General features: G+C 47.1%; 16 protein-coding genes. 9 read left to right on the top strand and 7 right to left on the bottom strand.

All coding sequences use genetic code 11. The annotated features are described in order from the left end of the window. Positions 1–214 precede the first annotated feature (214 nt). From QUA01_RS12535 to QUA01_RS12525, 3 genes are all read right to left on the bottom strand, one after another. A complete protein-coding gene (locus tag QUA01_RS12535; protein WP_333086883.1) occupies positions 215–3,574 on the bottom strand; it encodes a beta strand repeat-containing protein in 3,360 nt (1,119 codons plus the stop codon). A gap of 715 nt (positions 3,575–4,289) precedes the next feature. Next, entirely contained in the window at positions 4,290–4,586 is a 297-nt protein-coding gene (locus tag QUA01_RS12530; RefSeq protein WP_333086881.1) for a DUF2442 domain-containing protein, read from the bottom strand. A gap of 15 nt (positions 4,587–4,601) precedes the next feature. Next, positions 4,602–4,850, bottom strand: a complete 249-nt coding sequence (locus QUA01_RS12525) for a DUF4160 domain-containing protein (protein WP_194065763.1) — start codon at positions 4,848–4,850, stop codon at positions 4,602–4,604. A gap of 66 nt (positions 4,851–4,916) precedes the next feature. Here QUA01_RS12525 and QUA01_RS12520 point away from each other — a divergent pair, with 66 nt between their 5' ends. Then, on the top strand, positions 4,917–5,048 hold the full coding sequence (locus QUA01_RS12520; protein WP_333086880.1) for a hypothetical protein: 132 nt from the start codon (positions 4,917–4,919) through the stop codon (positions 5,046–5,048). A gap of 302 nt (positions 5,049–5,350) precedes the next feature. Here QUA01_RS12520 and QUA01_RS12515 read toward each other — a convergent pair whose 3' ends face one another. From QUA01_RS12515 to QUA01_RS12505, 3 genes are all read right to left on the bottom strand, one after another. Further along, positions 5,351–8,461, bottom strand: coding sequence for an efflux RND transporter permease subunit (locus QUA01_RS12515; protein ID WP_333086879.1), 3,111 nt, complete (start codon positions 8,459–8,461; stop codon positions 5,351–5,353). Between the two features lie 379 nt (positions 8,462–8,840). Further along, positions 8,841–10,634 carry an efflux RND transporter periplasmic adaptor subunit gene (locus QUA01_RS12510; protein WP_333086878.1) on the bottom strand — a complete coding sequence of 598 codons (1,794 nt, stop codon included), beginning with the start codon at positions 10,632–10,634 and terminating at the stop codon, positions 8,841–8,843. Between the two features lie 135 nt (positions 10,635–10,769). Next, entirely contained in the window at positions 10,770–10,916 is a 147-nt protein-coding gene (locus QUA01_RS12505; RefSeq protein WP_333086877.1) for a hypothetical protein, read from the bottom strand. Positions 10,917–11,017: 101 nt separating this feature from the next. On the opposite strand from QUA01_RS12505, the gene QUA01_RS12500 reads away from it, so the two are divergent. After that, a complete protein-coding gene (locus QUA01_RS12500; protein WP_333086876.1) occupies positions 11,018–12,151 on the top strand; it encodes an AI-2E family transporter in 1,134 nt (377 codons plus the stop codon). Positions 12,152–12,519: 368 nt separating this feature from the next. Then, entirely contained in the window at positions 12,520–13,587 is a 1,068-nt protein-coding gene (locus QUA01_RS12495; protein WP_333086875.1) for an ABC transporter permease, read from the top strand. 293 nt (positions 13,588–13,880) lie between these two features. Here the strand turns inward: QUA01_RS12495 and QUA01_RS12490 are convergent, their stop codons facing one another. Beyond that, positions 13,881–17,285, bottom strand: coding sequence for a PAS domain S-box protein (locus QUA01_RS12490; RefSeq protein ID WP_333086874.1), 3,405 nt, complete (start codon positions 17,283–17,285; stop codon positions 13,881–13,883). A 626-nt stretch (positions 17,286–17,911) separates the two neighbouring features. On the opposite strand from QUA01_RS12490, the gene QUA01_RS12485 reads away from it, so the two are divergent. From QUA01_RS12485 to QUA01_RS12460, 6 genes are all read left to right on the top strand, one after another. After that, the gene (locus QUA01_RS12485; RefSeq protein WP_333086873.1) at positions 17,912–18,256 is read left to right on the top strand and encodes a hypothetical protein; all 345 of its coding nucleotides are present in this window, start codon (positions 17,912–17,914) and stop codon (positions 18,254–18,256) included. Positions 18,257–18,652: 396 nt separating this feature from the next. Continuing rightward, complete coding sequence (locus tag QUA01_RS12480) at positions 18,653–19,678, top strand: ABC transporter permease (RefSeq protein WP_194065756.1); 1,026 nt, start codon at positions 18,653–18,655, stop codon at positions 19,676–19,678. A gap of 390 nt (positions 19,679–20,068) precedes the next feature. Next, positions 20,069–20,815, top strand: coding sequence for a hypothetical protein (locus tag QUA01_RS12475; protein ID WP_333195006.1), 747 nt, complete (start codon positions 20,069–20,071; stop codon positions 20,813–20,815). A 107-nt stretch (positions 20,816–20,922) separates the two neighbouring features. Continuing rightward, positions 20,923–21,966 (top strand): hypothetical protein, encoded by a 1,044-nt coding sequence (locus tag QUA01_RS12470; protein ID WP_333086871.1) that lies wholly within the window; start codon positions 20,923–20,925, stop codon positions 21,964–21,966. 405 nt (positions 21,967–22,371) lie between these two features. Further along, positions 22,372–23,145 (top strand): ABC transporter permease, encoded by a 774-nt coding sequence (locus QUA01_RS12465; RefSeq protein ID WP_333086870.1) that lies wholly within the window; start codon positions 22,372–22,374, stop codon positions 23,143–23,145. A gap of 125 nt (positions 23,146–23,270) precedes the next feature. Then, entirely contained in the window at positions 23,271–24,170 is a 900-nt protein-coding gene (locus QUA01_RS12460) for an ABC transporter ATP-binding protein (RefSeq protein ID WP_333086869.1), read from the top strand. Positions 24,171–24,222: the final 52 nt, after the last annotated feature.

The following is a 24,222-nucleotide window of genomic DNA, read 5'->3' as shown; positions in this document are numbered from 1 at the left end:
TATACAACAATTTTGCCATTCTGAGTCAACTATTTTGAGAATTAAGTTTCGGTGCCCGATCGCCCATCCCGACAAAAAAAGTCCTGCACCAAAGGCAGGACTTATACTTCTACTCTTCAGTCCGCGGAGGCGGACATCGTTTGTGTAGCCGCGGTTTCAACCGCCGAGGCCATTGAAGAAACTGAAGAAACGATCGCCCGATCGCCCTCAACCGTTAAACAAAGCGCAAAGAACTGCTGTCAAGGCCAAAGCCAGAAACAGGTTGGACGATCGCGATCAATTCGTCATCCGCCCCAGTCTTCTTGAAAATAGCAGCACCCTCGGGCAATCCAGCCGGAGAAGCGCCGATCCTGTAGGTGCTGGGAGCGCCTTGAAGTTGGATAATATCGTTACTGGGGTTGTAGCCGACAATCAAAGCGTAGTCGCCAGCGCCAGTGCTGCTATCGATGCCGTCGTTGTAGTAGAACTCTGTGGCATTTCCCAGCAAGAAAGTATCGCTACCATCTGCACCAATCAGCGTATCAACTTCGCCGCGCCCGGGATTAGCACCGGTATAGTCAACACCAACCAAGATATCGTTACCTTTTGTGCTGTAGAGGAAATCGTTGCCGCTACCGCCAAACAACACATCATTATTTTCACCGCCGTACAGAGTATCGCTACCCTCGCCGCCGAGTAAAGTATTGTTGCCGAGTTCGCCGCCGAGGACATCGTTACCAGCGCCACCAAAGATCAAATCGTCAGCTTTGCCGCCCAATGCGGTATCTGCACCGTCGCCGCCTACAAGGGTGTCGTTGCCGAGGTTGCCAAACAAGAGGTCGTTGCCAGCATCGCCGAATAAGCCGTCATCGCCTTTGCCGCCAAATACGATGTCGTCGCCGCCATTGCCTCCTACGGTGTCATTTCCAGCGTTGCCATACAAGATATTGTTGGCTTCGCTGCCACCGATCGCGTCGTTGCCGCTGGTGCCCAAAACCTGTGGCAATTCGCTTGGTGCGGGCCTGTTGGTGAATGGGGGCGCGATCGGCTGTGCGATCGACAGTGCAGTCGCGGGCGTGAAAGGTGGAGGTGTTGGTGTGGGTGTGCCCGGTGTTGGTGTGGGTGTGCCCGGTGTTGGTGTGGCTGCCGGTGTTGGTCTTATAGGAATAGGAATAGGCGTTGTCCCTGGAGTTGGCGTTGTCCCTGGAGTTGGGGTTGTCGCTGGTGTGGGCGTTGTCGCTGGAGTTGGGGTTGTCGCTGGAGTTGGGGTTGTCGCTGGTGTTGGCGTTGTCGCGGCCTCCGGTAAATTAGCGGCCAGGATATCGGCACCCGATAAATTACCCACAGTTTCAATGAAGCCAGCACCCGCGACAGTCGGGGATGCACCGAAAAAGTCTAAAATCACAACGTCATCGGTAGCCCTGATGATGCCGTCTTTGTTGGTGTCGATGGCTAAACTCGTGCCTTGGCGGCCTAATCCCAAAGTACCCGATGAAAGCGACAGCGACAGCGTAGTGCTGGTACTGATCTCGCTGCCAAAATCAGTAAAGTCTAGGCGATTGCTCCCGCCAGTATCCTGAATTTGAAGTTGACTCTGCCCGTTCGCCTGCAACAAATAGCGATCGTTACCTGCACCGCCTCGCAGCACAGCCCCACTGCCAAATCCAGCGAGCGTATCATCGCCCGCACCGCCTTCTAAGGTGCTATTACCAAAAGCACTGAGATAGTCATTGCCCGCACCGCCATCCAAGGTGCTAGGCCCAGAGCCGAACAGGGTGTCGTCTCCATCGCCGCCGGCCATGCTACCGCTTGCATCCAGAAAGTCATTGCCCGCACCGCCATCGATGGTGTCAGTGCCACTGAAGCCACCAATCAGGGAATCATTGCCCGCACCTCCACTGAGGCTGTCGTTTCCTTCACCGCCTAGCAAGGTATCGTTGCCTTCTAAGCCCGCGATGGTGTCGTTGCCTGCTAAGCCTGAGATGTTGTCATCGGCTGAAGTGCCTGTCAGGTTGTCATCGTTTGGTGTTCCGGTGAGCGCATTAGTTCCGGGTGCCGCCGTAGCCTCCGTTAAATTAGCAGCCAGGATATCGGCACCGGATAAATTACCCACAGTTTCAATGAAGCCAGCACCCGCGACAGTCGGCGATGCGCCGAAAAAGTCTAAAATCACAACGTCATCGGTAGCCCTGATGATGCCGTCTTTGTTGGTGTCGATGGCTAAACTCGTGCCTTGGCGGCTCAATCCCAAAGTGCCCGATGAAAGCGACAGCGACAGCGCAGTGCTGGTACTGATCTCGTCGTTAAAATCAGTAAAGTCTAGGCGATTGCTCCCGCCAGTATCCTGAATTTGAACTTGACTCTGCCCGTTCGCCTGCAACAGGTAGCGATCGTTACCTGCACCGCCTCGCAGCACATTCCCACTGCCAAATCCAGCACTGAGCGTATCATCGCCCGCACCGCCTTCTAAGGTGCTATTAAAACTACCCCTGAGATAGTCGTTGCCCGCACCGCCATCCAAGGTGCTAAACCCAGAGCTGAACAGGGTGTCGTCTCCATCGCCGCCGGCCAGGCTACCGCTTGCATCTAGAAAGTCATTGCCCGCACCGCCATCGATGGTGTCAGTGCCACTGCCACCAATCAGGGAATCATTGCCCGCACCTCCACTGAGGCTGTCGTTTCCATCACCGCCTAGCAAAGTATCGTTGCCTTCTAAGCCCGCGATGGTGTCGTTGCCTGCTAAGCCTGTGATGTTGTCATTGGCTGAAGTGCCTGTAAGGTTGTCGTTGTTTGGTGTTCCGGTGAGCGCATTAGTTCCGGGTGCCGCCGTAGCCTCAGTGAGATTAGCAGCCAGGATATCGGCACCGGATAAATTACCCACAGTTTCAATGAAGCCAGCACCCGCGACAGTTGGGGATGCGCCGAAAAAGTCTAAAATCACAACGTCATCGGTAGCCCTGATGATGCCGTCTTTGTTGGTGTCGATGGCTAAACTCGTGCCTTGGCGGCTCAATCCCAAAGTGCCCGATGACAGCGACAGCGACAGCGCAGTGCTGGTGTTGATCTCGCTGTCAAAATCAGTAAAGTCTAGGCGATTGCTCCCGCCAGTATCCTGAATTTGAAGTTGACTCTGCCCGTTCGCCCGCAACAAATAGCGATCGTTACCTGCACCGCCTCGCAGCACACTCCCACTGATAAATCCAGCGAGCGTATCATCGCCCGCACCGCCTTCTAAGGTGCTATTAAAACCACCACTGAGATAGTCATTGCCCGCACCGCCATCCAAGGTGCTAAACCCAGAGCTGAACAGGGTGTCGTCTCCATCGCCGCCGGCCAGGCTACCGCTTGCATCTAGAAAGTCATTGCCCGCACCGCCATCGATGGTGTCAGTGCCACTGCTACCAGTGCCACTGCCACCAAGGAGGGAGTCATTGCCCGCACCTCCACTGAGGTTGTCGTCTCCTTCACCGCCAGACAAAGTATCATTGCCATCTAAGCCCGCGATAGTGTCGTTGCCTGCTAAGCCTGTGATGTTGTCATCGTCTGGGGTGCCTGTAAGGTTGTCGTTTGAGGATGTACCAGTTAATACTGCCAATGTTTTTTTCCTGCTTGCGATAAACAGGCGGGGGCTAATTTTGAGATTAAGCGCCACACCTTACTTATCTATCAGGGGTTTTCCTCAAAAATTATGCAAATTGTCAAAGTTTTTTTTGCGAGATTTTTTTTATTTTATTTGCGCCAAAAGATGTTATGCTTACCACCTTCATATTTGAACGATCGCCCAAATCTGTATCTACGCACTGATCGATTCACTGAATTAAGCAACGAGATGCCGATCGCGACACCGCAGTCGGACACCGCAGTGCTTTTTCCATACCGGGAGGATATTGTAGGTTATTGTGGCCATACGCAGGGCGATTCCCTACGGCATAACTTCGCTTCACGGCTTTTTGGTATAGTAGAATTGTGACTGTAATGTCGATCGCAATATCACAGAAACCGACACCAAACAACTGATATCGCCGACAGAATACTTTCTCAATTTTGCCACAGATAATATTGATTCTCTGCCTTCACAATCTGGGTAAATGATAGGGAGTAGGTTTTAAGGATCGAAAACTTCATAACTTAAACACCTCCTAAAGTCCTCTCTCCTGTAAGTTACGATATCAAAGGAAGCAGAGCCTCGCCTATCTGCATTACCAGGCTCTTCCTGGTAACGAGCAATCGCTTAAGTTATTAAATTTTCATTCCTGATATCGAGATGTGCGCGATCGAAAACTCGATCGCCCAACATCAGGCATTGTTTCTCAGTGAGCAACACTATGTATAGATTCAATATATTGCTCAATTTCCTCATCCGTCAAACTAATTCCATTCTGCCAAAGTTCATATTCACTGAGATCGATGTCCTCATTCCAAACCAGCCCATAACCACCAGGTTCAATTCTAAAGTTTCTGAAAAACCCAGGATTGCGTAAGTCCGAAAACATTACATTATCTAATAATTTAGAAATGTCATATTTTCTGATTTCTGAATTGGTAAATTTAACAATCAAGGTGCTATCATCAATAGCTTTAGCCGAAACAATGCGCTCAGGTTTCATAAAAAAAAATCACAGTTATTTTAAGGGTGGAAGTTTACTAAATTCTTGGCTGTTCCACATATCTAGCAGTTCTTTTTGGTACAGCGCAGCCCATTCTAATACCAGCTTTTGGGCCCGATTCGGTAAATCTCCTTCAATAATCTCTAAAGACTCAATGGCTATCAAAGCATTGTACTCACCGTAAACTGCGTGAAAATGAGGAGGTGCGTGATCCCCAAAGAAAATTTTGATGATGATTCCGTAAAATCGTGCAACTTCTGGCATAAAGCTTCTCTAAACGACTAGATAAGGATTATTGTAACCAAGTTCAGGGCCCAATGAGATTTGAGATTGAAGGGATTTCTAGCGAATGTCGATCGCAATATCACAGAAACCGACGCCAAACAACTGATATCGCCGACAGAATACTTTCTCAATTTTGCCACAGATCATATTGATTCTCTGCCTCCACAATCTGGTTAAATGATAGGGAGTAGGTTTTAAGGATCGAAAACTTCATAACTTAAACACATCCTAAAGTCCTCTCTCCTGTAAGTTACGATATCAGCAGAACCTGGTAACGAACACAACGAGCAAAACCAGTCTTTTGTCCCTTAACATGAGCCTCTCGATACCCCCTAACCCGACTTAAGAAAGGGGGGAAAAGAGTCTTGTCAAAGTCCCCCGACTATCCGGGGGATTTAGGCGGATCTGGCTACTGCTAAAAGCAAAATTTCTCAGGGATTTAAGGCTTAAATTCACAGCCTCTAGGCTGTACCATTTCCCTAGCCAGAGAACTTTGATCGCCCTTGACGTTTTTTCTTTCCCTGCACCAAATTAAAAATCCAGATTTGCACACCATCCATATAAGTAAACACCACCGGAATCACCACCAAAGTCAACAGCGTGGAAGTCATCAAACCCCCAATTACCGCCATCGCCATCGGGCTGCGAACCTGAGAACCAGCGCCAATTCCCAGCGCAATCGGTACCATCCCAGCAATCATCGCAATAGTTGTCATCAAAATCGGCCGCAACCGCGCTATTCCAGAATCCAGCGTCGCCTCATACGTCGGTTCGCCTTCCTTCTGATTCATAATCGCGTAATCCACTAACAAAATCGAATTCTTCGTCACAATTCCCATCAGCAACACTACCCCAATCAAAGCGTACAAACCGAGGGATTTTTGTCCCACCAAAAGTCCCAGCAGCGCGCCACCGAGAGACAAAGGTAAGGCCGCCATAATTGTGATCGGATGCAGGAAATTTGCAAACAGCAACACCAACACGCCATAAATAAACAATACCGCCGTTCCCAGAGCCCCCGCAAAACCGCTGAAAATATCCTGCATCACCTTGGCATCACCCGAAGATTCTTGTTCCACACCGGGAGGTAAAGGATTCATTGCAGGCAGTTTCTTCACCGCCGCCGAAGCTTCTCCTAAAGTCGTACCCTGCAACAAATTGCCCTCTACAGATACTTGACGGGCTCTGTCGTAGCGATCGATCTGAGAAGGCCCACTGCCCAAAGTAATATCCGCCACCGCCCTCAACGGCACCAAAGTATTATTTTTTCCCGGTACTTGCAGGTTCTTAATTGTTTCGATATCGCTGCGAAACTGCGGCGCTAACATCACATGAATTGGAATTTGTCTGTCCGCTAAATCAAATTTAGCCAGATTTGAATCAACATCTCCAATTGTTGCCAGAGATGCAGTGCGAGCAATTTGCTGCACCGATACACCCTGATCCGCCGCCCGAATTGGATCGGGTTTTACCAAAATCTCCGGCTTCACTAAACTCGCGCTCGATTCTACCTCAATCAGCCCTGGAACTTGCTTCATTTGTTGCGTCAGAGATGCCGCAGTTTTGGTTAAAGCTTCCGCATTTTCGCTCTTGAGGACGATCGACATTTGCTTCCTACCGCCCACACGCCCTTGAGCAAAACTCAGCCGCACGCCCGGAACATCCCGCAGTTTCGGCCGCATTTCCTCCTCAAACTTCTGTTGTCCGATTCGTTGACCGGCCGGCTTCAATTTCACGTACAGACTGGCTGAATTTACGCCACCCGCGCCCCCTCCGCCGCCACCCGCGCCCCCGGAGACAGTCGGAGCGCCTTCAGTCTCCAAAACGCTATCTACGGCTGGGTGGGCTAGCAATAATTTAGTTGCTTGCTGCACTGCTAAATCTGTCTGCTGCAAGGTGGAGCCGGGGGGCAATTCGATCGATACAGTGGAAAGTCCGGTATCATCGCGATCGATAAAACCTGTCGGAATGAAAGGTATTAATTGAACGCTGCCGAAAAACAAAGCAATTCCTAAAATTAGGACGATCGCCCGATGCTTCAGCGCCCAAGTCAAAAGCCGGCGATACTGATAAGAAAGTTGGTCTTTTTTGAGTTCCTCATGATGTCCTTTCTCCTTAAACATATAAGCCGCCATCATCGGAGTCACTGTGCGGGCGACTAACAGCGAAAATAACACCGACGCCGAAACCGTCACCCCAAAAGGCCGAAAAAACTGACCAGGAATTCCCGGCATAAAAGCCACCGGTGCAAATACCGAAACAATCGTCATCGTCGTCGCCACCACAGCCAAACCAATTTCAGCCGAAGCATCCAAAGCAGCTTGATAAGGCGTTTTACCCATCCCGACGTGCCGTTCGATATTTTCAATTTCGACGATCGCATCATCAACTAATATGCCAACCACCAGCGACAGCGCCAACAAAGTCATGCTGTTAAGCGTATATCCCACCATCCTCAGCACAGCAAAAGTAGGAATTACCGACAGCGGCAAAGCCACAGCAGCAATCAAAGTAGCCCGCCAATCCCGCAGAAAAATAAAAATAGTAATAATCGCTAAAGCCGCCCCCAAAATTAAAGCATCCACAGAAGCTTGATAAGAATCTCGGATGTGGTCTGCTAAGGTATAAATAAGTTCCAGCTTCACATCCGGCGGCAAAGTTTTTTCCATTGTCTTGACAGCTTCCCGCACTGCTTCTTCCACAGTCACGAGAGTGCTGCCGGTGCTGCGGAGGATAGAAAAAGCCACCACGGGTTTGTTGTTTAGCCGCGCGCCCTGACGCGCTTCTGCATAGCCTTCGTCAACTTTTCCCAAACTAGAAAGCGGCACAAAACCGCCTTTGGGCAAAGTAATTTGATAAGCTTTCAACTGTTCGATAGTTTTGGCACTGCCGAGGGTGCGGACTGTTTGCTCGGAATTGCCGATTTCAGTTCTGCCACCGGGAAGATTGATATTAAAATTGCGAATTTGGTCGTTAACTTGCGTAGCTGTAATGCCGAGACTTTGCAGTAATTCCGGGTTTAAATCAACTCGAACATCCTTGTCTCTGCCTCCGATTCGCTGCACTTGAGCGACACCTTTGACAGAGAGGAGGACACGGCTGATGTTTTGGTCGATTAATTCGCTTAGCTGTTCTACGGTTTGGCGATCGGAAACCACGGCGTAGGACATAATTGAACTGCCGGCAAATTCCACCCGCTTGACAACGGGATCATTAATATCTTGCGGCAAGTTTTGGCGAATTTGGGCGATCGCATTTCGGACATCATTCGTAGCGCGATCGCTATTTGTACCCAACAAAAAGTTAACTGTCGTATTAGAAGAACCATCATTAACAGTAGAAATAATGTGGTCAATATTCCCCAAGCCCGCCACAGCATCTTCTACTTTTTTCGTAACTTGAGATTCAAGTTCTGCTGGATCTGCCCCCGGTTGGCTGACAGATATCGAAACAGAAGGGATATCGATATTAGGTGAATCATCAATGCCTAAAACTGGAAATGATACCAAACCCCCGATTGTCAGAATCAAGAATAGAACAATCGTGGGGACTGGCTGTTTGATCGACCAAGCCGAAATATTGAAAGACATAATGGGAAGAAGTCAGTTGTCAGTTGTCAGTTGTCATTAGTCATTAATTGCTGGTTATTAGTTGCTGGTTATTAGTTGTTGGTTATTAGTTGCTGGTTATTAGTTGTTGGTTATTAGTTATTGGTTATTAGTGCTGTCCCTTCCCCCGAGCTTTGCGTCCAACGTCATCAGGAAGAAGGAATAATTCCCTTCGGCTTCGCTCAGGGTGAAAAGAAGGAATAAGGAATAAGGGAGAAAGAAGAAACTAATTAACTAATCGTAGGGTGCGTCAGGGATAAAGTTAATCAGCAATCTCTGAGAAAACAGTTAGCCTTGACGCACGCTACAACCACTCACTAATAACGATCGCGATCGGGGACAACTGACAACTAACTACTGACTACTGACTAACAACTTTTACCCGATCGCCATCCTTCAGATAACCAGCCCCAGCAATAACTACGCGATCGCCCGCTTTCAACCCTTTTTTAATCTCAACCTGAGCTTTCGTCAAATCGCCAACCGCCCCTCCAGTAATCTCCCCAACTACCACATTCTGAGCCTGCACCTTGTCCTCGCCTACAAGTTTGTAAACAATAGAACTGCCGTCAGACTGCGGTAAAATAGCCTTAGCAGGAACTTTCAAACCTTGCTCCGTCGCCGTCGAAATCGAAGCGCGCAAAAACATTCCCGATCGCAAAAAATCGCTTGGCGGCAAATCAATTTTCACCGTAGCTTGGCGATTTTGCGGGTCAACTAACGGCGAAATCTCTCGCACAGTTCCCGACAACTTAATCCGCTTGTCAGAATCTGAAGTAATTTGCACGGCTGTTCCCGGCTGCACTTGCGAAATTTGAGTTTCCGGCACTTTCAATTGCAGTTCTAGCTTGTTTCCGCGAATAATCGAAAATAGTTTTTGATTCCCCGAAGAAACATCCCCAACACGACCAATTCTTTCAGCAACAATACCGCTGTCCGGTGCTCGGACGATCGTTTGTGAAAGTTGAGTTTCTAACTGTTGGATTTGGGCATCATTGCTGCGAACACTTGCTGCGTTGTTCCCCACGTTTGCTCTAGCGCTGCTGACAGTTGCGGCCGCCGTATTCACCTTAGCGCGGGCACTGCTGAGGGCCGCTTGCGCCGTACTGATATTAGCTTCGCCATTAGCTACTTTAGCTTTAGCCGATCGCACTTCTTCCGCTGCTTTGTTCTGTTCTTCCAAAGCTTTATTCAAATCAGCCTTAGCCTTGTTCACATCTTGCAGAGCAGTTTCTCGCTCGGTTTTACGCTGTTCCAAATCTTGCTGGCTAATTACTCCCTGCGCCGCCAAATTGGAAAAACGATCTACTTCTCTTTGAGCTTGAGTTAATTTAGCCTCGGCCGAAGCAATTCCCGCTTTAGCTTGATTCACGCCAGCTTTAGCTTGTTCGACACCGGCTTGGGCTTGGCCGACACCTGTTTTAACTTGCGCTAAGTCAGCGACGGCTTTTTCCACGCCAGCTTTAGCTTGTTCGACACCGGCTTGGGCTTCTTTTTGGCTTGATTGAGCTTGCTGCACCTGAGCTTGCGCTTGGTCTACTGTAGAATCGGCGGATTGTCCTTTAGCTACCGCTGCGGCAATTTGCGATCGCACCACCGAATCATCCAAAATCGCCATTACCTGACCTTTTTCTACCGCATCCCCTTCCTTCACCAAAACCTGTTGGATTTGCAAGCCGTTGGCTTGCGGCAATACCGGCAGCAAATCGTGGGGGGCCACAGTCCCCGTCGCTTCGAGAGTTTGAGCCACATCAGCCGATTTCACAGGCGCGACTGTCACCGTTTGGGCCGCCGCCTGTTGAGCAGCCGCTGGGGCTGTAGCGGCCGGTTTCGCGCTCTTCTGGCCAGCAGTCAAGTGTACCGCTAGCAGAGTTGCAGCTACGCCAATCCCCGCGCCCGCCAACACCGTAGGCCACCTGATTCCTTTGCTGGGCCCAATTTCCGGCTCTTCTGGTTCCCCAAGTTCTGATTGTTCCCCATCTTCTGGAACTTCTAGGGATCTTTCTCGTTCATCTTCCTCACCGGAAAAGTGCCAGCTAGATCGGTCTGAAACTCCACTTTCAGGCGCATCGGCTATTGAATTTCTGTCGCGCCCGCTTTGCACGGGGAGAAGCGGTTGCTTTTCTTCCGCTTCTGAAAAAACTTGATTGGTCACTGTAGTTCCTCCCGCCGGTTTGAACCTTTGGTTTTTTTATATTGTAAAGAAAGATTGCAATTTTTAGATCTAGTTTATTTTAGCCGAGGGCGCTAGTAATGTCGCGTCCTCCTTTTGGGTGAGTGTGAGGCGATTTCACTTGACTGCTGGCCGATCGATCGCCGGAGAGTTGCGATCGACATTTAATTCGCCCAGGGTTCCTCGCCGAGTATTATTAGCGTGATTTGGGGCCTGCGGGCGATCGGGCCAGCCCTGTCTGTAGCAAAACAATTTTCTCGTCACCAACTGATCCTCACAGAATTCAGCCTAATTTTGAACGAATTATTGCTAAAATCAGGCACATCGGCTAAAAAGTTGTACCAGTTTAATTGACAAAAATTACAATGAACAGTGTTTTTTCTCCCGTCCAACAGTTGCTAATTACTTGGTTGCTAGTGCTAGTAACGGGATGGTTTACCCTAACTGCGATCAGTTATGTTGGGGAACTGGTCAGCATTTTAGTGACAGCCGGACTGATTGCATTCTTATTAAATTATGCAGTAGCAAGACTTCAAGTCTTTTTGCCGCGGGGAGTAGCTGCTGCGCTCGTTTACTTAGTTGCGGGTTTGGTGGTATTAGTAATTGGTCTAACTATTGTACCGCCTGTGTTCACCCAAGCGAGTCAGTTAGGGGTAAGGTTCCCGGACTTGCTGGAGTCGGCGCGGCAGCAGTTAGGTGAATTTCAAACATGGAGTGCCGATCGCAATTTGCCCTTTGACGTGCAAATATTGGAGCAGCAGTTATCGGCGAAAGTACAGGAGCAAGTACAGGCGATCGCAAGTACAAGTTTAGGTTTAGTCGTAGGTACTTTTAACTGGTTTATCGACTTAATCTTTATCCTGGTAATTTCATTTTATATGCTCTTAGACGGTAAAAGAGTGTGGCAGGGTTTGACCAGTATTTTTTCCCCAGATATTCGCTATGTGTTAACCGAAACTTTGCAGCGCAACCTCCAACGATTTGTATCGGGACAGTTGCTGCTGGGACTATTTATGGCGATCGCACTAACTCTCGCTTTTTCGTGGCTGCAAGTTCCGTTTTTTCTGTTGTTTGCCGTGTTTATCGGATTGATGGAAATAATTCCGTTTATCGGAGCGACGCTGGGCATTGGAGCGGTTACTATAATTGTAGCATTTATCGATTGGTGGCTGGCGCTGCAAGTGTTGGCAGTGGCGATCGGTCTCCAGCAAATCAAAGACAATTTAGTCGCCCCCCGAATCATGGGGAATCTCACCGGATTGAGCCCAGTAATTATTTTCACAGCTTTACTCTTAGGAGGTAGAGTAGGAGGATTGTTAGGAGTTATCCTGGCTATTCCCCTAACTGGCGTTGTCAAAAGTATAGTAGAAATCTTACTCAATCCCAAATTACCTCCGCAAACAGGCTCGTTTTTCTACAATCCTTTTAACGGCGAGGAATTGAGTCAAACAACGGATCGTGAAACTCAACTAATTTTGGTTGCCGATGAAGAAAAATAGTCTAAGGTTCGTAGTAAAAAATTCTGTCCGTAAAGTTTTTATCAGTCACCAATTCAGCCCTTGCTACTGATTTATTTAAGAATGACTTGCATTCCGAACGATCGAACCTTTTAAGCAAAACTTGCTCATTACCAGGCAGAGCCTGGTAATGCAGATTCGGAGGCTCTGCATCTCTTTCTCTTTACCTCCCTGCTTCTGAAGACATAGAATTTTGGCAGATGTTTAAGTTATAAAATCTTCGTTTCTTAAGAAGCACTAAAGTCCTGACTACGAACTTTTCAATAAGCACTAAATTCCTGAAGACGAACCTTTTAAAAAGAACTAAAGTCCTGACTACGAACCAACTTAAAATCTCAAACCTAAAACTTATGAAATGGTGGCAAAATCTTAGGCAAAATCCTCTCGCTCGACTGGGAGCAGTGGTATTATTGTTTTTTTATACAGTCGCATTTTTCGCCGAATTTGTGGCCCCCTACGACCCCTACGACTCTCAATTAAACGGTTCATTGTTGCCGCCGACTCAGATTCATTTAAGCACCAAAGACGGGCGATTTATCGGGCCTCACGTTTATCCGACCACTCAGGGCCCAGTAGACGTGAATACGGGTGCTCGCGAGCTAATTGTAGACTGGCAAAAACCCTCTGCTGTCGGTTTGTTTATCAAAGGTTCTCCCTATAAGTTTTTAGGAATTTTACCTTTAAATATCCACTTGTTTGGAACTACCGGCCAAGCCAAAATCAATATTTTAGGCACAGATGAACAAGCTCGCGATCAATTCAGCCGCCTAGTACATGGTAGCCGAATTAGCCTCAGCATCGGTTTAGTTGGTATAGCAATTTCTTTCCCCTTGGGATTGTTGATCGGAGGGATATCCGGTTATTTCGGCAGTTGGATTGACAGTATTTTAATGCGATTCGCCGAAGTATTGATGACGATTCCCGGACTTTATTTATTAGTAGCCCTAGCAGCAATCCTACCTCCCGGATTAACAAGTGCTCAGCGATTTATATTGATTGTGCTGATTACTTCATTTATCAGTTGGGCGAGTTTGGCGCGGGTAATTCGCGGTCAGGTACTGTCAATAAAACAGCGAGAATTTGTGCAAGCGGCGCGGGCTATGGGTGCGAATCCAATTTATATTATTGTCCGCCACGTTTTGCCACAAACTGCAACCTATGTCATTATTTCTGCTACTTTGTCGGTTCCGGGTTTTATTGTGGCGGAGTCGGTTTTGAGTTTAATTGGTTTGGGAATTCAACAACCCGATCCTTCTTGGGGAAATTTGCTATCTCTGTCTACGAATGCTTCAATTTTAGTGTTGCAGCCTTGGTTAGTTTGGCCTCCGGCGACACTGATTATTTTGACAGTTTTGGCGTTCAATTTATTGGGGGATGGGTTGCGGGATGCTCTCGATCCGAGAAGCATTCAAAGGTAATTGGTAATTGGTAATTGGTAATTAGTAATTGAAAATTAATATATTTGTAGGGGCTAATTTTCCAACAATAATCGCCTCAAAACAAATAATATCAAAACCCGCCTCCGCCCAATAATGAATCGAAATAATCTCGATTCTCAAGGTTGATGTAAATTATTCGCGGTGTGGGGGCGGGTTTATTAATACTTGGGATGTGAAGGAAAGATTGTTAGTGAACGCGCCCCTACGGAATTATATTAATGACCAATAACAAATAACCAATAACCAATAACCAATAACCAATAACCAATTGTTTAAGTATTGAGAGGTAAGCGGATGGTAAAAGTAGAACCAACGCCGACTTGACTGTTTACTGAAATATTGCCGCCCATCATAAAGCAAAAACGCTGGCTGATTGCTAGTCCCAAACCTGTACCGCCGTACTTGCGTGTGGTAGAAGCGTCTGCTTGCGTAAAGGGTTGGAAAATGTGCTGCAATTGGTCTTGATTCATTCCAATTCCTGTATCTGTACAATTAAAAACTAAAAATTCTTTAGAGGAGTTTGATTGGGCAGAAGTTTCTGCCGTTTCCGAACGGTTTTCTGCTATCGCTTCGCTGTTGTTGCGGGCGCTTTCTCGGCTGGCGGTGAGGGTAATTGTACCGTTTTGAGTGAATTTGGCGGCATTGCTTAGCAAATTTAATAAAATCTGCCGCACTTTGGTAATGTCACCGTACATACTACCAAGATTGGTAATTTCCTGTAAGTTTAAAGTGTTATTATTTTTTTCGATTAGTGGGGTAGCGGTGTCGGCTACTTCTTCAATTAAGGCGGCAATGTCGAAGGTTTCTAAATAGAGATCCATGCGACCGGCTTCGATTTTAGAAATATCGAGAATGTCGTTAATTAGTGACAGCAAGTGTCGGCCGGATGTGCGGATTTTGTCTAAATCTGGGGTTATTTCGTCATAGCCCAATTCTTCGGTTTCTTCTTGCAGCATTTCGCTATATCCGATGATGGCATTGAGGGGTGTTCGCAGTTCGTGGCTCATGTTTGCTAAAAATGCGCTTTTTGCGGTGGAGGCGGCTTCGGCTGCTTCTAGGGCGACTTGCAAGGCGTTTTCAAAGACTTTGCGATCGCTAATATCCTCGACGCTGCCTTCGTAGTAGAGTACCTCACCGTCGGCGCTGCATACTGCGCGGGCGCTTTCAGAAATCCAAATTATGCTGCCGTCAACGCGGTAAACTTCTGACTCAAATCCTGATATTTGTCCGCATTCTTGCATCACTTGCATAAACTTCTGGCGCTGCTTAGGATTGACGTAAGATTGCTGTCTAATATTTGTGAGATTTGATGTCAATTCTTCGGGAGTTGCGTAGCCGTAGATGCGGGCTAAAGCTGGATTTACGCTCAAGAATCGGCCTTCTTGGGTTGTTTGAAAAATGCCTTCGACTGCGTTTTCAAAGATGCTGCGGTATTTTTGTTCTGCTTGACGCAGTGCGTTTTGTGTTCGATCGCGATCGCTAGCTTCGATCGCCAATGATACCAAATCTGCCAGGGAAGCAGCAAAATTTTGCTCTTCTACTGTCCAGTGGCGAACACTTCCCACCTGTTCGATACAGATAACTCCGACTGTTTGGCCTCCCAGTCGCACCGGCGCATCTAAGGTGGATGTAGTGCCGTTTTCGGCAAAGTAAGATGTCGCTAATTCTCTAGTTCTGATATCTGAGAGAGCGTTGTCGGCTGCGATCGTCCGATCTTCTTCCAAAGCTTTAAAATAAGCTGGATAGTCTGCTGCAGCGAGTTCCACACCCTGGGAGTGCTGCTGGTTGCTGCACCAAAATTGGTCGAGACATTGCAGTTTTGAGCGGCCCTCATCGTACAACCAAGCTCCTGCTCCTTCTGCATTTAAGGTACGAGCCGCAGCTTCAGTGATTTGCCTCAAAGCTACTTGCAAATTGCCTCGATATAGCACTTTATTTCTGGCTAATTCTACCAAAACTGTATTTTGTGTGAGCAATTGTTTTTGTCTCATCCGCCGCAGCGATTCGGCTCGCTTTTTTTCGGTAATGTCGCGGGCTACCAAAATTACGGATGTTTCTGACAGCGGCGAAATGCTGGCGGCAAAACAAACTTCGCGTTCATCAATGGTTAAATCGTACTCGATACTGATAGTTTGCTGAGTCTCTAAAGCTGCTCGGATATGGCTGGTAAAATTGTCGGCTGTAGCTTGCGGAAACATTTCTCCGATAGTTTTGCCCACTAATTCTTCGGCTGGTTTGTATAGCAGAGACATATTTGTGGGCGCGATTTTCAAGTAGCGGCCGGTGGAGTCCAAAACTATAATTAATTCGTTCATGGCTGCAAACAAAGCCCGCAATTCTGCTTCGGTGGCTTCGAGCTCGGCAGTCCGCTCTGCTACTCGCTGTTCTAAATTGGAGTTGGTTTGTTCGAGGGCGACAAAAGACGATCGCAATTGTCTGGCCATCTGGTTGAAAGACTGAGCTAAAAGACCGAGTTCGTTGATGCCTTTGACTTCGACTTCGCCGTCTAATTCCGAGGATGTGAAGTCGGAGGATTCGGACATTTTTGTTAATGCTTTGGAAGCTTCCAGCAGTCGGGTAATCGGTTGGACAACCCAGCGAGAGGTGAAGATTCCTAGGGCGATCGCCAATATGAAGGCAAAAAAGCACAATAAGATAGTTGTGCGAGTGTTGGCGTTAATTTGCTCCATAAAGTCTGCTTCCGGGATGACCACTACGATCAGCCAATCGAGGCCGCGGCCGTCTTGCAGGGGAGCAACCGTAATGAATTGACGTTTGCCGTCTAGATCGAAGGTAAACTGTCCTTGGCTGCTAATTTGTGTAAAACTGCCAAATTGTTTTTGCAAGTATGTGGATGCCGATCGAATGAGCAAATTTTTGCTTTGTGTCGCCAACAGCCGTTTTTGTCCGTCTTTGGTGGTGACAAAGGGCAGTTCGTCCGTGGAACTGGCGACTATTTCCCCGCTGCGTTCGATCGCAAAAACTTGTCCCGACGGGCTAATTTTGATTCTTTTGAGAAAATCGCTGATTTGAGAAAGAGTCAGGTCAATTGCCAGAACTCCTTGCAGGCTGCCCGTTTGGTTGTAGATGGGCATCACCGGAGTAATCCCCAGAACTGGCGCTGCAGTGAAGACGTAGATCGGAGACCAACTGGCTTTTCCTGACTGTTTGGCAGTTGTGTACCAGGGTCTTGTACGGGGGTCGTAGGGGGCGGTTTGGATTAGTTCTGTGCGATTTCCCTGGCTGTCCAGGCGATAAATTTGGCGGTTGGGAGCGGTTGATTCGTCTCTGATGTATACCAAGTCTTCTGCTTCGCGTTTGAGCAAGAGAAATCTGCCCTGTTCGTCGCCGTAGTAGATGGTTGTAGTTCGATCGCTCAGCTTGGTCTGGTTCCACAAATAGCGCTCTAAATTGGGGAAATCTTCCGGGTTTAAGTTTCCCGAAGCGATCGCAGCAGTATTCATTTGCAGAAACAGGTGAGACACATCCCCAAAACTGCGGAAATTTTCTTTCGTCCGGGCTGCGACTTCCAAGCTCAACCTGGTAGCAAGGTTATTGACGGTTTTCTGGCTGTTGCGAAACGACAGCCATCCCGTTACGCCGACTGCTACGGATATTTGTACCACCAGGGGTATCAACAAAACTAGGCTCAGTGACATCTTGGGCGAGCTTTTCATCAGACAACACTGCTCAGAATTTTCAATAACATCAATATTCTTGCACTTACCAGGTTTGCGTATCGTTTGTCGATTAAAAGATGCCCTAGATATTATAAATTATCAAGTTGCACACCAATAGTGAAGTGCCGTAGCCTGCCGCTCAAAACTTGGTTGAGGTTTCAACAGCTACTGTAAAAAATTATAATATTAATTGTGCCACTACTTTTGTGAATGCGCCGATCGCGAGCGGGGACACAGCGCCCAAAACTCACACCCGATTAAACATAATACAACTGCAGGCAACCTTCGAGCCCTTAATTCATCAATCAGTCCCAATTATTATTTAACCTCAAACCTCAAATTGTCTAAAATCTACAATTCTCTCATTTTCTCCGGGTGCCGAACGCCAGCCTTGTCCCTGCTGAAAAAAAAATTGATTCTAAATTTTTCTACCAAGCCATCACAAATGTAAGTTATTTGACAATCCTCTGTTAAAAAATTTGCTATTAATAAAATAAGCGGACCAAATCCCGATCGCGCCAAAAGAGGTTGAACAGTAGACTGTTGACAGTTGACAAACGGACGATCGCTTGCGCCCCGCTCCGCTACGACCTTTTAGCAAAATAATACTTCTGGAGGATGACATGAACTATACATTTGAAATCCTGGGCGTATCTCCAACTTTATCATTTTTTAACCAGCAGCAGGAATTGCTGCAACAACAGCAACCGTCCGGTGTAGAATACTTGGGAAACCGGAAGTGTACTCTCGATTCCTTTGTGGCATCCGTAGAGATAGTTTCTCCCTATCGCGGCTGGGATGTCGATCGAGTCGTAGACACCGTAATTAGTTTCTGGTTTCAAAACTCCGAGAGCATCCAGTATTGGAAGGACAGGTTGCAGGATGCCGGCAGCGAAAACTTGTTAGTCGCCAGAGTAGGCGACATCAAGTCTTTACAAGCCGCATTTGAATCGCTGCTGGGCGAATAGGAAAATTGGTCATTAGTCATTAGTCATTAGTCATTGGTTAGTTGTTATTGGGAATTGGGAATTGGGAATTGGTTATTGGTTATTGGTTATTAATTCGTTGCTAGTTATTGGTTGCTAGTTACTAGCGATCCCCCGATCAAACGTCCAACGTCATCAGGCAAAAGGAAGGAACTATGCTAAATTACCAACTTCTGTTGACAACTAACTACTAACAACCAACAACTAATAGCCAATAGCTAATAACCAATAGCTAATAACCAATAACTAATAGCCAACCAATAACCAATAACCAATAACCAATAACCAATAACAACTAACCAATAACCAATAACAACTAACCAATAACCAATAACCAATAACAACTAACCAATTCCCAATTCCCAATTCCCAAATATTATGTCTCGTTCAAAAGCCCTGCAATCTTATATTTTTGTCCGCTTACTCCTAGCACCGCTAATGTTGTGGACAATCACCACAGCAGTATTTTTGCTGCTCCGGGCCACTCCGGGCGACCCCATAGACGCAATTCTCGGTTCGCGAGCTCCCGCCGCCGCTAAAGCAGCAATGCGAACCCAACTAGGTCTCGACGCACCCCTGTGGGAACAATATCTTAAATACATGAAAGACTTGTTGGGCTTCGACTTGGGAACCTCCATCACCACTCGCGGACAAACAGTCTGGCAAATTATCGGAGATTATTTCCCCGCTACAGTGGAATTAGCAGTGTGTAGCATGGCCATAGCTTTAATTGTCGGCATCAGTATCGGTTCCCTCGCAGCATCCCGCCCCAACACTATTTTCGATGCAGCAGGCCGTTTGTTTGGCATTATCACTTACTCGCTGCCGGCTTTTTGGGCTGGCATGGTTTTGCAGTTGATTTTCGCGGTGCAGTTGGGCTGGTTTCCCTTGGGAACCCGCTTTCCGGTGACATTAAGAGCCCCCCAAAGCTACACGGGACTTTACACTGTAGACAGTCTCCTGAGCGCTAACCCGGGTCAGTTTCTCACCAGTTTGCATTATTTGGCACTTCCGAGTTTGACGCTGGGCATTCTTTTGAGCGGCATCTTTGAGCGAATTGTCAGGGTGAATCTCAAGCAAACTTTGCAAGCAGATTATGTGGAAGCAGCCCGAGCTCGCGGCATTCCTGAATTTCAGATTTTATGGGCTCACGCTCTGAAAAATGCGCTAATTCCGGTGATTACTGTCTTAGGATTGACTTTTGCTGCACTGTTGGGCGGCGCTATTTTAACCGAGGTTACTTTTTCGTGGCCGGGGCTGGCAAATCGCCTTTATGAAGCGATTAGTTTGCGGGATTATCCAACTGTTCAAGGTATTGTGGTATTTTTTGCTGGGATTGTAGTAATTGCTAGCATTGTAATTGATGTTTTGAATGCTTACATCGATCCGCGCATTCGGTACTAAATAGTCAGTGGTTAGTTGTCAGTTGTCAGTGGTTAGTAGTTAGTTGTTAGTTGTCATACCAAATCCGGGTTTTGGATACCCTTTATGAACCAGTCGGCGCAGGCCGACTTTGTTTCTGTAGACGCGGTTTCAACCGCCGGATCATCTTTATCAACCAGTCGGCGCAGGCCGACTTTGTTTGACTCTTCCGCGTTTCAACCGCCGGATCATCTTTGTTTGACTTTCTGGCGGTTTCAACCGCCGAATCATTTTTCTACGTGCGCCAAATGTTGCAGCCAAAATGAGCCACCTAAGAAAGAGCGATCGAAAATATCGGCTTTTAGACTCAGGACACTTTGCAGTCGATCGGCAATACTAGAGCAATAAAAAGCAAAATTTGAGGAAAAGCTGATGAAATTATTACAAATAACCGTCGCTCTATCGGCTGCTTTGACCCCACTAATGGCTGAAGCTGCCTTTAGCCGCCCGATAGTGGACGCAGGCGACTTTCCCAGAGCCTCAAACCCCCGAGTAAACGTGCCGGTTTGCTTCATCGAAACCCCAAGCGGTACAACTTTTGATTTAGTCAGATTGTGCGGCACCAACGCCGAGCCCGAAAAGACGGCTCCCGCCGCCGGCAACCCCGTCAATGCTCCTGCAAACAACCGCAACGTAACTAATCCGGCTGCAGCCCCGAACCCCAACAGCGTCACCAGAGATGCTGTGGGCACTCCCATAACTACTCCTGGGAGTGCAAATCCCGCCAATCCCGCCAATCCCGCCAATCCCAACAATCTCAATCCGGGAACTTCGCCGAATATCACTCCCAACAATCTCAATCCGGGAACTTCGCCGAATATCACTCCCAACAATCTCAATCCGGGAACTTCGCCGAATACCACTCCCAACAATCTCAATCCGGGAACTTCGCCGAATATCACTCCCAGTAATCTCAATCCGGGAACTTCGCCGAATATCACTCCCAGTAATCTCAATCCGGGAACTTCGCCGAATATCACTCCCAACAATCTCAATCCGGGAAGTTCGCCGAATACCACTCCCAACAATCTCAATCCGGGAACTTCACCTTATATCACTCCCCGGAGCAACAATTTGTCTCCAAACGGTGGAAATGGCAATGGCACGGGCACTTTTTGAACTGCCTGGGATGAGTTAAGCTAAGACATTGAAGTGCCGATTCCCTACCCTTCGGGAACGCTTCGCGAACAGGATAGCTTCGCTTCACGCGCTTGAGGATACCTATTGTGTCAAACTTAGTTCAACGCTTAGAAATAACCGCTCACCCGCAACTGGAAAAATCCCTTGGTTATCGAGGAGATAGCCGCTGGGTAGCCTGGGGTTGGGAACCAGACATCGACCAAATTATTTCCAGCGACGGCAAAACAGTCGGCACCGGCAATAATATGGCTTGGCTGGTGTTTTTGCAGCACGATTTAGTTCAGCCTGCTGTACGAGAATACAACTTCGGTGAGGGCGATCGCTACTGGCTGCTTTTAGACAGAGAAACTAGAATTCTCTACGCCGGCGAAGAGAAAGCAGTGCAGAATCTGCTCGAACAGCCGGAAAGTTTAGCTTTGTTAGCTTGTCTCGATGGCGGCCAGAGTTCGCTACCAAACCCTGAAACTTGGCAGCAAACGCTATCTAAACTAACCGCCAAAAAAGCCTTTCGCAACCTGACAAACGCCATTCCTTTCGGCATCGCAGCCGCTTTGATAGGTGCTTTAGGAGTCGGAACCGGACTCTGGGTTGTCCCGGCGGTGCAACAGAAACTAGCCGAAAAAACAACTTTTATTTCCCCAATTAGTTCTAGCGCCAACTGCGGGATTGGCGGTTCCGACGATTTTTCATCTTATGTCGGTTCGTCAAAGGGAAATAAAGAGCTTCACTTAATCGGGGTTTACGAAGCAAATGCCGCTCACGGGAACGGAAAAAGAGCGAAAAGCACTATCGAAGTCAAAGTAGAACGCCGAAACAAGCCAATAATTCTTGCACTTTCCGCCTACGAACCGATTAACTGGAACCTGACTGTAGAACCCGGAGCAGTTATCGAGAAAATCATTGTTAACGGATACCACAACCAAACTGTTTCTGGAGTTTCTGGAATTCCCATAGAAGAGCACAGTTACGAAGAAACCGGAGAGCATATCGGCAACTTTATCTACAAGTGGGATGCTACTCCTGAAAGTGGCGAAAATGACTCTCTAGTCACCAAATTGGAACAGATAAACCGCACAAGTTTAACTTCTTTTCAAGGATGCTATCGAGGTACGAACTTTAGTATTAAATGAGCGCAGCGACAGAAAGTGAAGAGTTAAAACCGAGTCCGATTGAATCAAAAAACCCGCGCGGGCGGGTTTTTTATTAACATTTAAAATTATCGATCTTTATATGGTAAAATATTAAGTCCGGTAGATTGCCGCAACAAAAATGATTGGTTAGTAGTGCGGACTAAAGTCTGCACTACGAAGCAGTTTTATTATTTTTAACAGACCGGACGCGATATAATATGCCGTAGTGTCGTTATCAATTGTCATATAATGTCCGGTAAATTTAACACCATCAATAAGGTTTGTAGTGAGGAATTTATTCCTTCTTGATGCGGACTCAATTCCTCACAACGAACCCTTTTGATTGTCAGTGTTTTTTCTGGCTCAATATCAATTTCTAGTTCTAACAATGCTAATAAAAACTCTATGAAATACTGGTACGAAACCCTCGCAGTAGCGCAGCGAATTTTAATTGAATTGGGAAGACGGCGGCGCAGCTTAGTCTTGTGGAGTATTTTTCCAATTTCTATCTTGCTAATTAACGCTTTAATTTTAAAAGAACGGGCTAATCTCACTACAGATAAAGCTTTTGAAAGTGCCGCACCTGCAAGTTTAGTAGGAGCGGCTTTATTTTTTAGCTGTCTCGGCGGCAGCGTAGCAACGGTGGTTTCAGAGCGAGAACAGCACACTCTCAAACGCTTGTTTATTTCCCCCTTGAGCGGCACTTCTTACTTTTTAGGAATTTTTCTGGCTCACAGTTGTATCGGCATCGGTCAGGTAATCTTAGTATATGCGATCGCCTCTTTTTTCGGAGCACAATTTCAAGGCTCTATTTTATTAGGATGCGCGATTATTTTACTGAGTATTATATCTTACGTAGGAGTCGGCTTTATTCTCGGCACGCAGTTTGCGAGGCGCACTGAAGATGTCAATTCGCTAGTAGCGGCTTTCGGCGTTCCTTTGTTAATTTTAGGAGGGGCATTTTTGCCTGCTTCGCTTTTTCCCAAAACTCTGCTGGATATCGCCCAGTACAATCCAATTTATCACATGAACGAAGCACTGATGGGTGTATGGGCTGGTGGCAAAGATTTTGCTGATATTGAATCGCACTTCTGGTTTTTGTTTGTTTTTGCTATGTTAATGCTCGGAGGCGGATGGATGTCTTATCGGCGGATGTTGAGAGTGGAAAGAAGGCTTTAAGTAAGACCGAAGAAACCGGGTTTTTTACTGAATTTGTGGGCGAAAGCGCAGTATTTGTCGTAAAAAACCCGCTTTCTAGCTAACTCTGTGCGATCGTACTATTAAACTTAAGGAGATGTAAAATTTTGCTGCAAATAGAAAAGCTCAATAAATCCTACGGTTCGCGTTCAGTGCTTAAAAATTTAACACTGCACATTCAAAAAGGAGAAATTTACGGTTTACTCGGGCCAAACGGGGCGGGGAAAACTACAACTATCAATATTTTATGCAGTTTGCTAAATGCTGACAGCGGCAAAGTTTCTATCAATGGCGAACCTGTTTCGGAGTCTACTAAATTGTTAATAGGTGTAGCACCACAGGAAAATTTGCTTTACAAAAGCCTTAGCTGCGAAGAAAATCTCAATTTTTTTGCTCAAATTTACGCTTTAGACCGCAAGCAGCGCCGCTATCAAGTTGAACAATGTTTAAAGGCTGTAAATTTGACTGATAGAGCTCAAAGTCCGGTGGAAACTTTGAGCGGAGGGATGCAGCGCCGTTTGAATATTGCGGTGGCTTTGGTACACCAGCCTAAATTAGTAATTTTAGATGAGCCGACAACGGGTTTAGATATTGAGGCTCGCTATGAAATTTGGGAGTTAATTCAGCGCTTGCAATCGGAAGGAATTACAATTTTGCTAACAACTCACTTGTTAGATGAAGCTGAGCGTCTGTGTCAGAAAATTGGAATTTTAAAGAATGGTAGTATTGTGGCTGAGGGCAGTTTGGAAGAGTTGCAAAAACTGATTCCGGCTCAGGAAATTATTGTTGTTAAAACTGCTGAGGAAGAAAAGGCGATCGTTCGCGCTGCAAAATACGGTTTCATTCCCCGCCGCTACGGTAGCGATTTGGCTTTTTGGCTGCCGGAACGTTTGGAATTAAAAGAGATTATTTTGCTTTTTGATGGGATTTCTATTTATTCGATCGCTCGGTATCCGGTGCGGTTAGAACATATTTATGTCGAGGTGACGAAACAAAGCGAACAATGACACAAGGGAGGATTGGCCCGCACTATCACGAACCCTACAAAATCCTTCGCGC

This window comes from Microcoleus sp. S36a_B3, from assembly GCF_036700745.1.
In the GTDB taxonomy this organism is placed as follows: domain Bacteria; phylum Cyanobacteriota; class Cyanobacteriia; order Cyanobacteriales; family Microcoleaceae; genus Microcoleus.
Note: the sequence above shows the minus strand (reverse complement) of the source record. Positions and strands in the feature narration are given on the sequence as shown.

Excerpts from the sequence above, each read along its gene's own strand:
- QUA01_RS12530 (WP_333086881.1), bottom strand. The coding sequence starts at position 4,586 with ATGAAACCTGAGCGCATTGTTTCGGCTAAAGCTATTGATGATAGCACC.
- QUA01_RS12525 (WP_194065763.1), bottom strand. The coding sequence starts at position 4,850 with ATGCCAGAAGTTGCACGATTTTACGGAATCATCATCAAAATTTTCTTT.
- QUA01_RS12515 (WP_333086879.1), bottom strand. The coding sequence starts at position 8,461 with ATGTCTTTCAATATTTCGGCTTGGTCGATCAAACAGCCAGTCCCCACG.
- QUA01_RS12500 (WP_333086876.1), top strand. The coding sequence starts at position 11,018 with ATGAACAGTGTTTTTTCTCCCGTCCAACAGTTGCTAATTACTTGGTTG.
- QUA01_RS12495 (WP_333086875.1), top strand. The coding sequence starts at position 12,520 with ATGAAATGGTGGCAAAATCTTAGGCAAAATCCTCTCGCTCGACTGGGA.
- QUA01_RS12490 (WP_333086874.1), bottom strand. The coding sequence starts at position 17,285 with ATGAAAAGCTCGCCCAAGATGTCACTGAGCCTAGTTTTGTTGATACCC.
- QUA01_RS12485 (WP_333086873.1), top strand. The coding sequence starts at position 17,912 with ATGAACTATACATTTGAAATCCTGGGCGTATCTCCAACTTTATCATTT.
- QUA01_RS12480 (WP_194065756.1), top strand. The coding sequence starts at position 18,653 with ATGTCTCGTTCAAAAGCCCTGCAATCTTATATTTTTGTCCGCTTACTC.
- QUA01_RS12475 (WP_333195006.1), top strand. The coding sequence starts at position 20,069 with ATGAAATTATTACAAATAACCGTCGCTCTATCGGCTGCTTTGACCCCA.
- QUA01_RS12465 (WP_333086870.1), top strand. The coding sequence starts at position 22,372 with ATGAAATACTGGTACGAAACCCTCGCAGTAGCGCAGCGAATTTTAATT.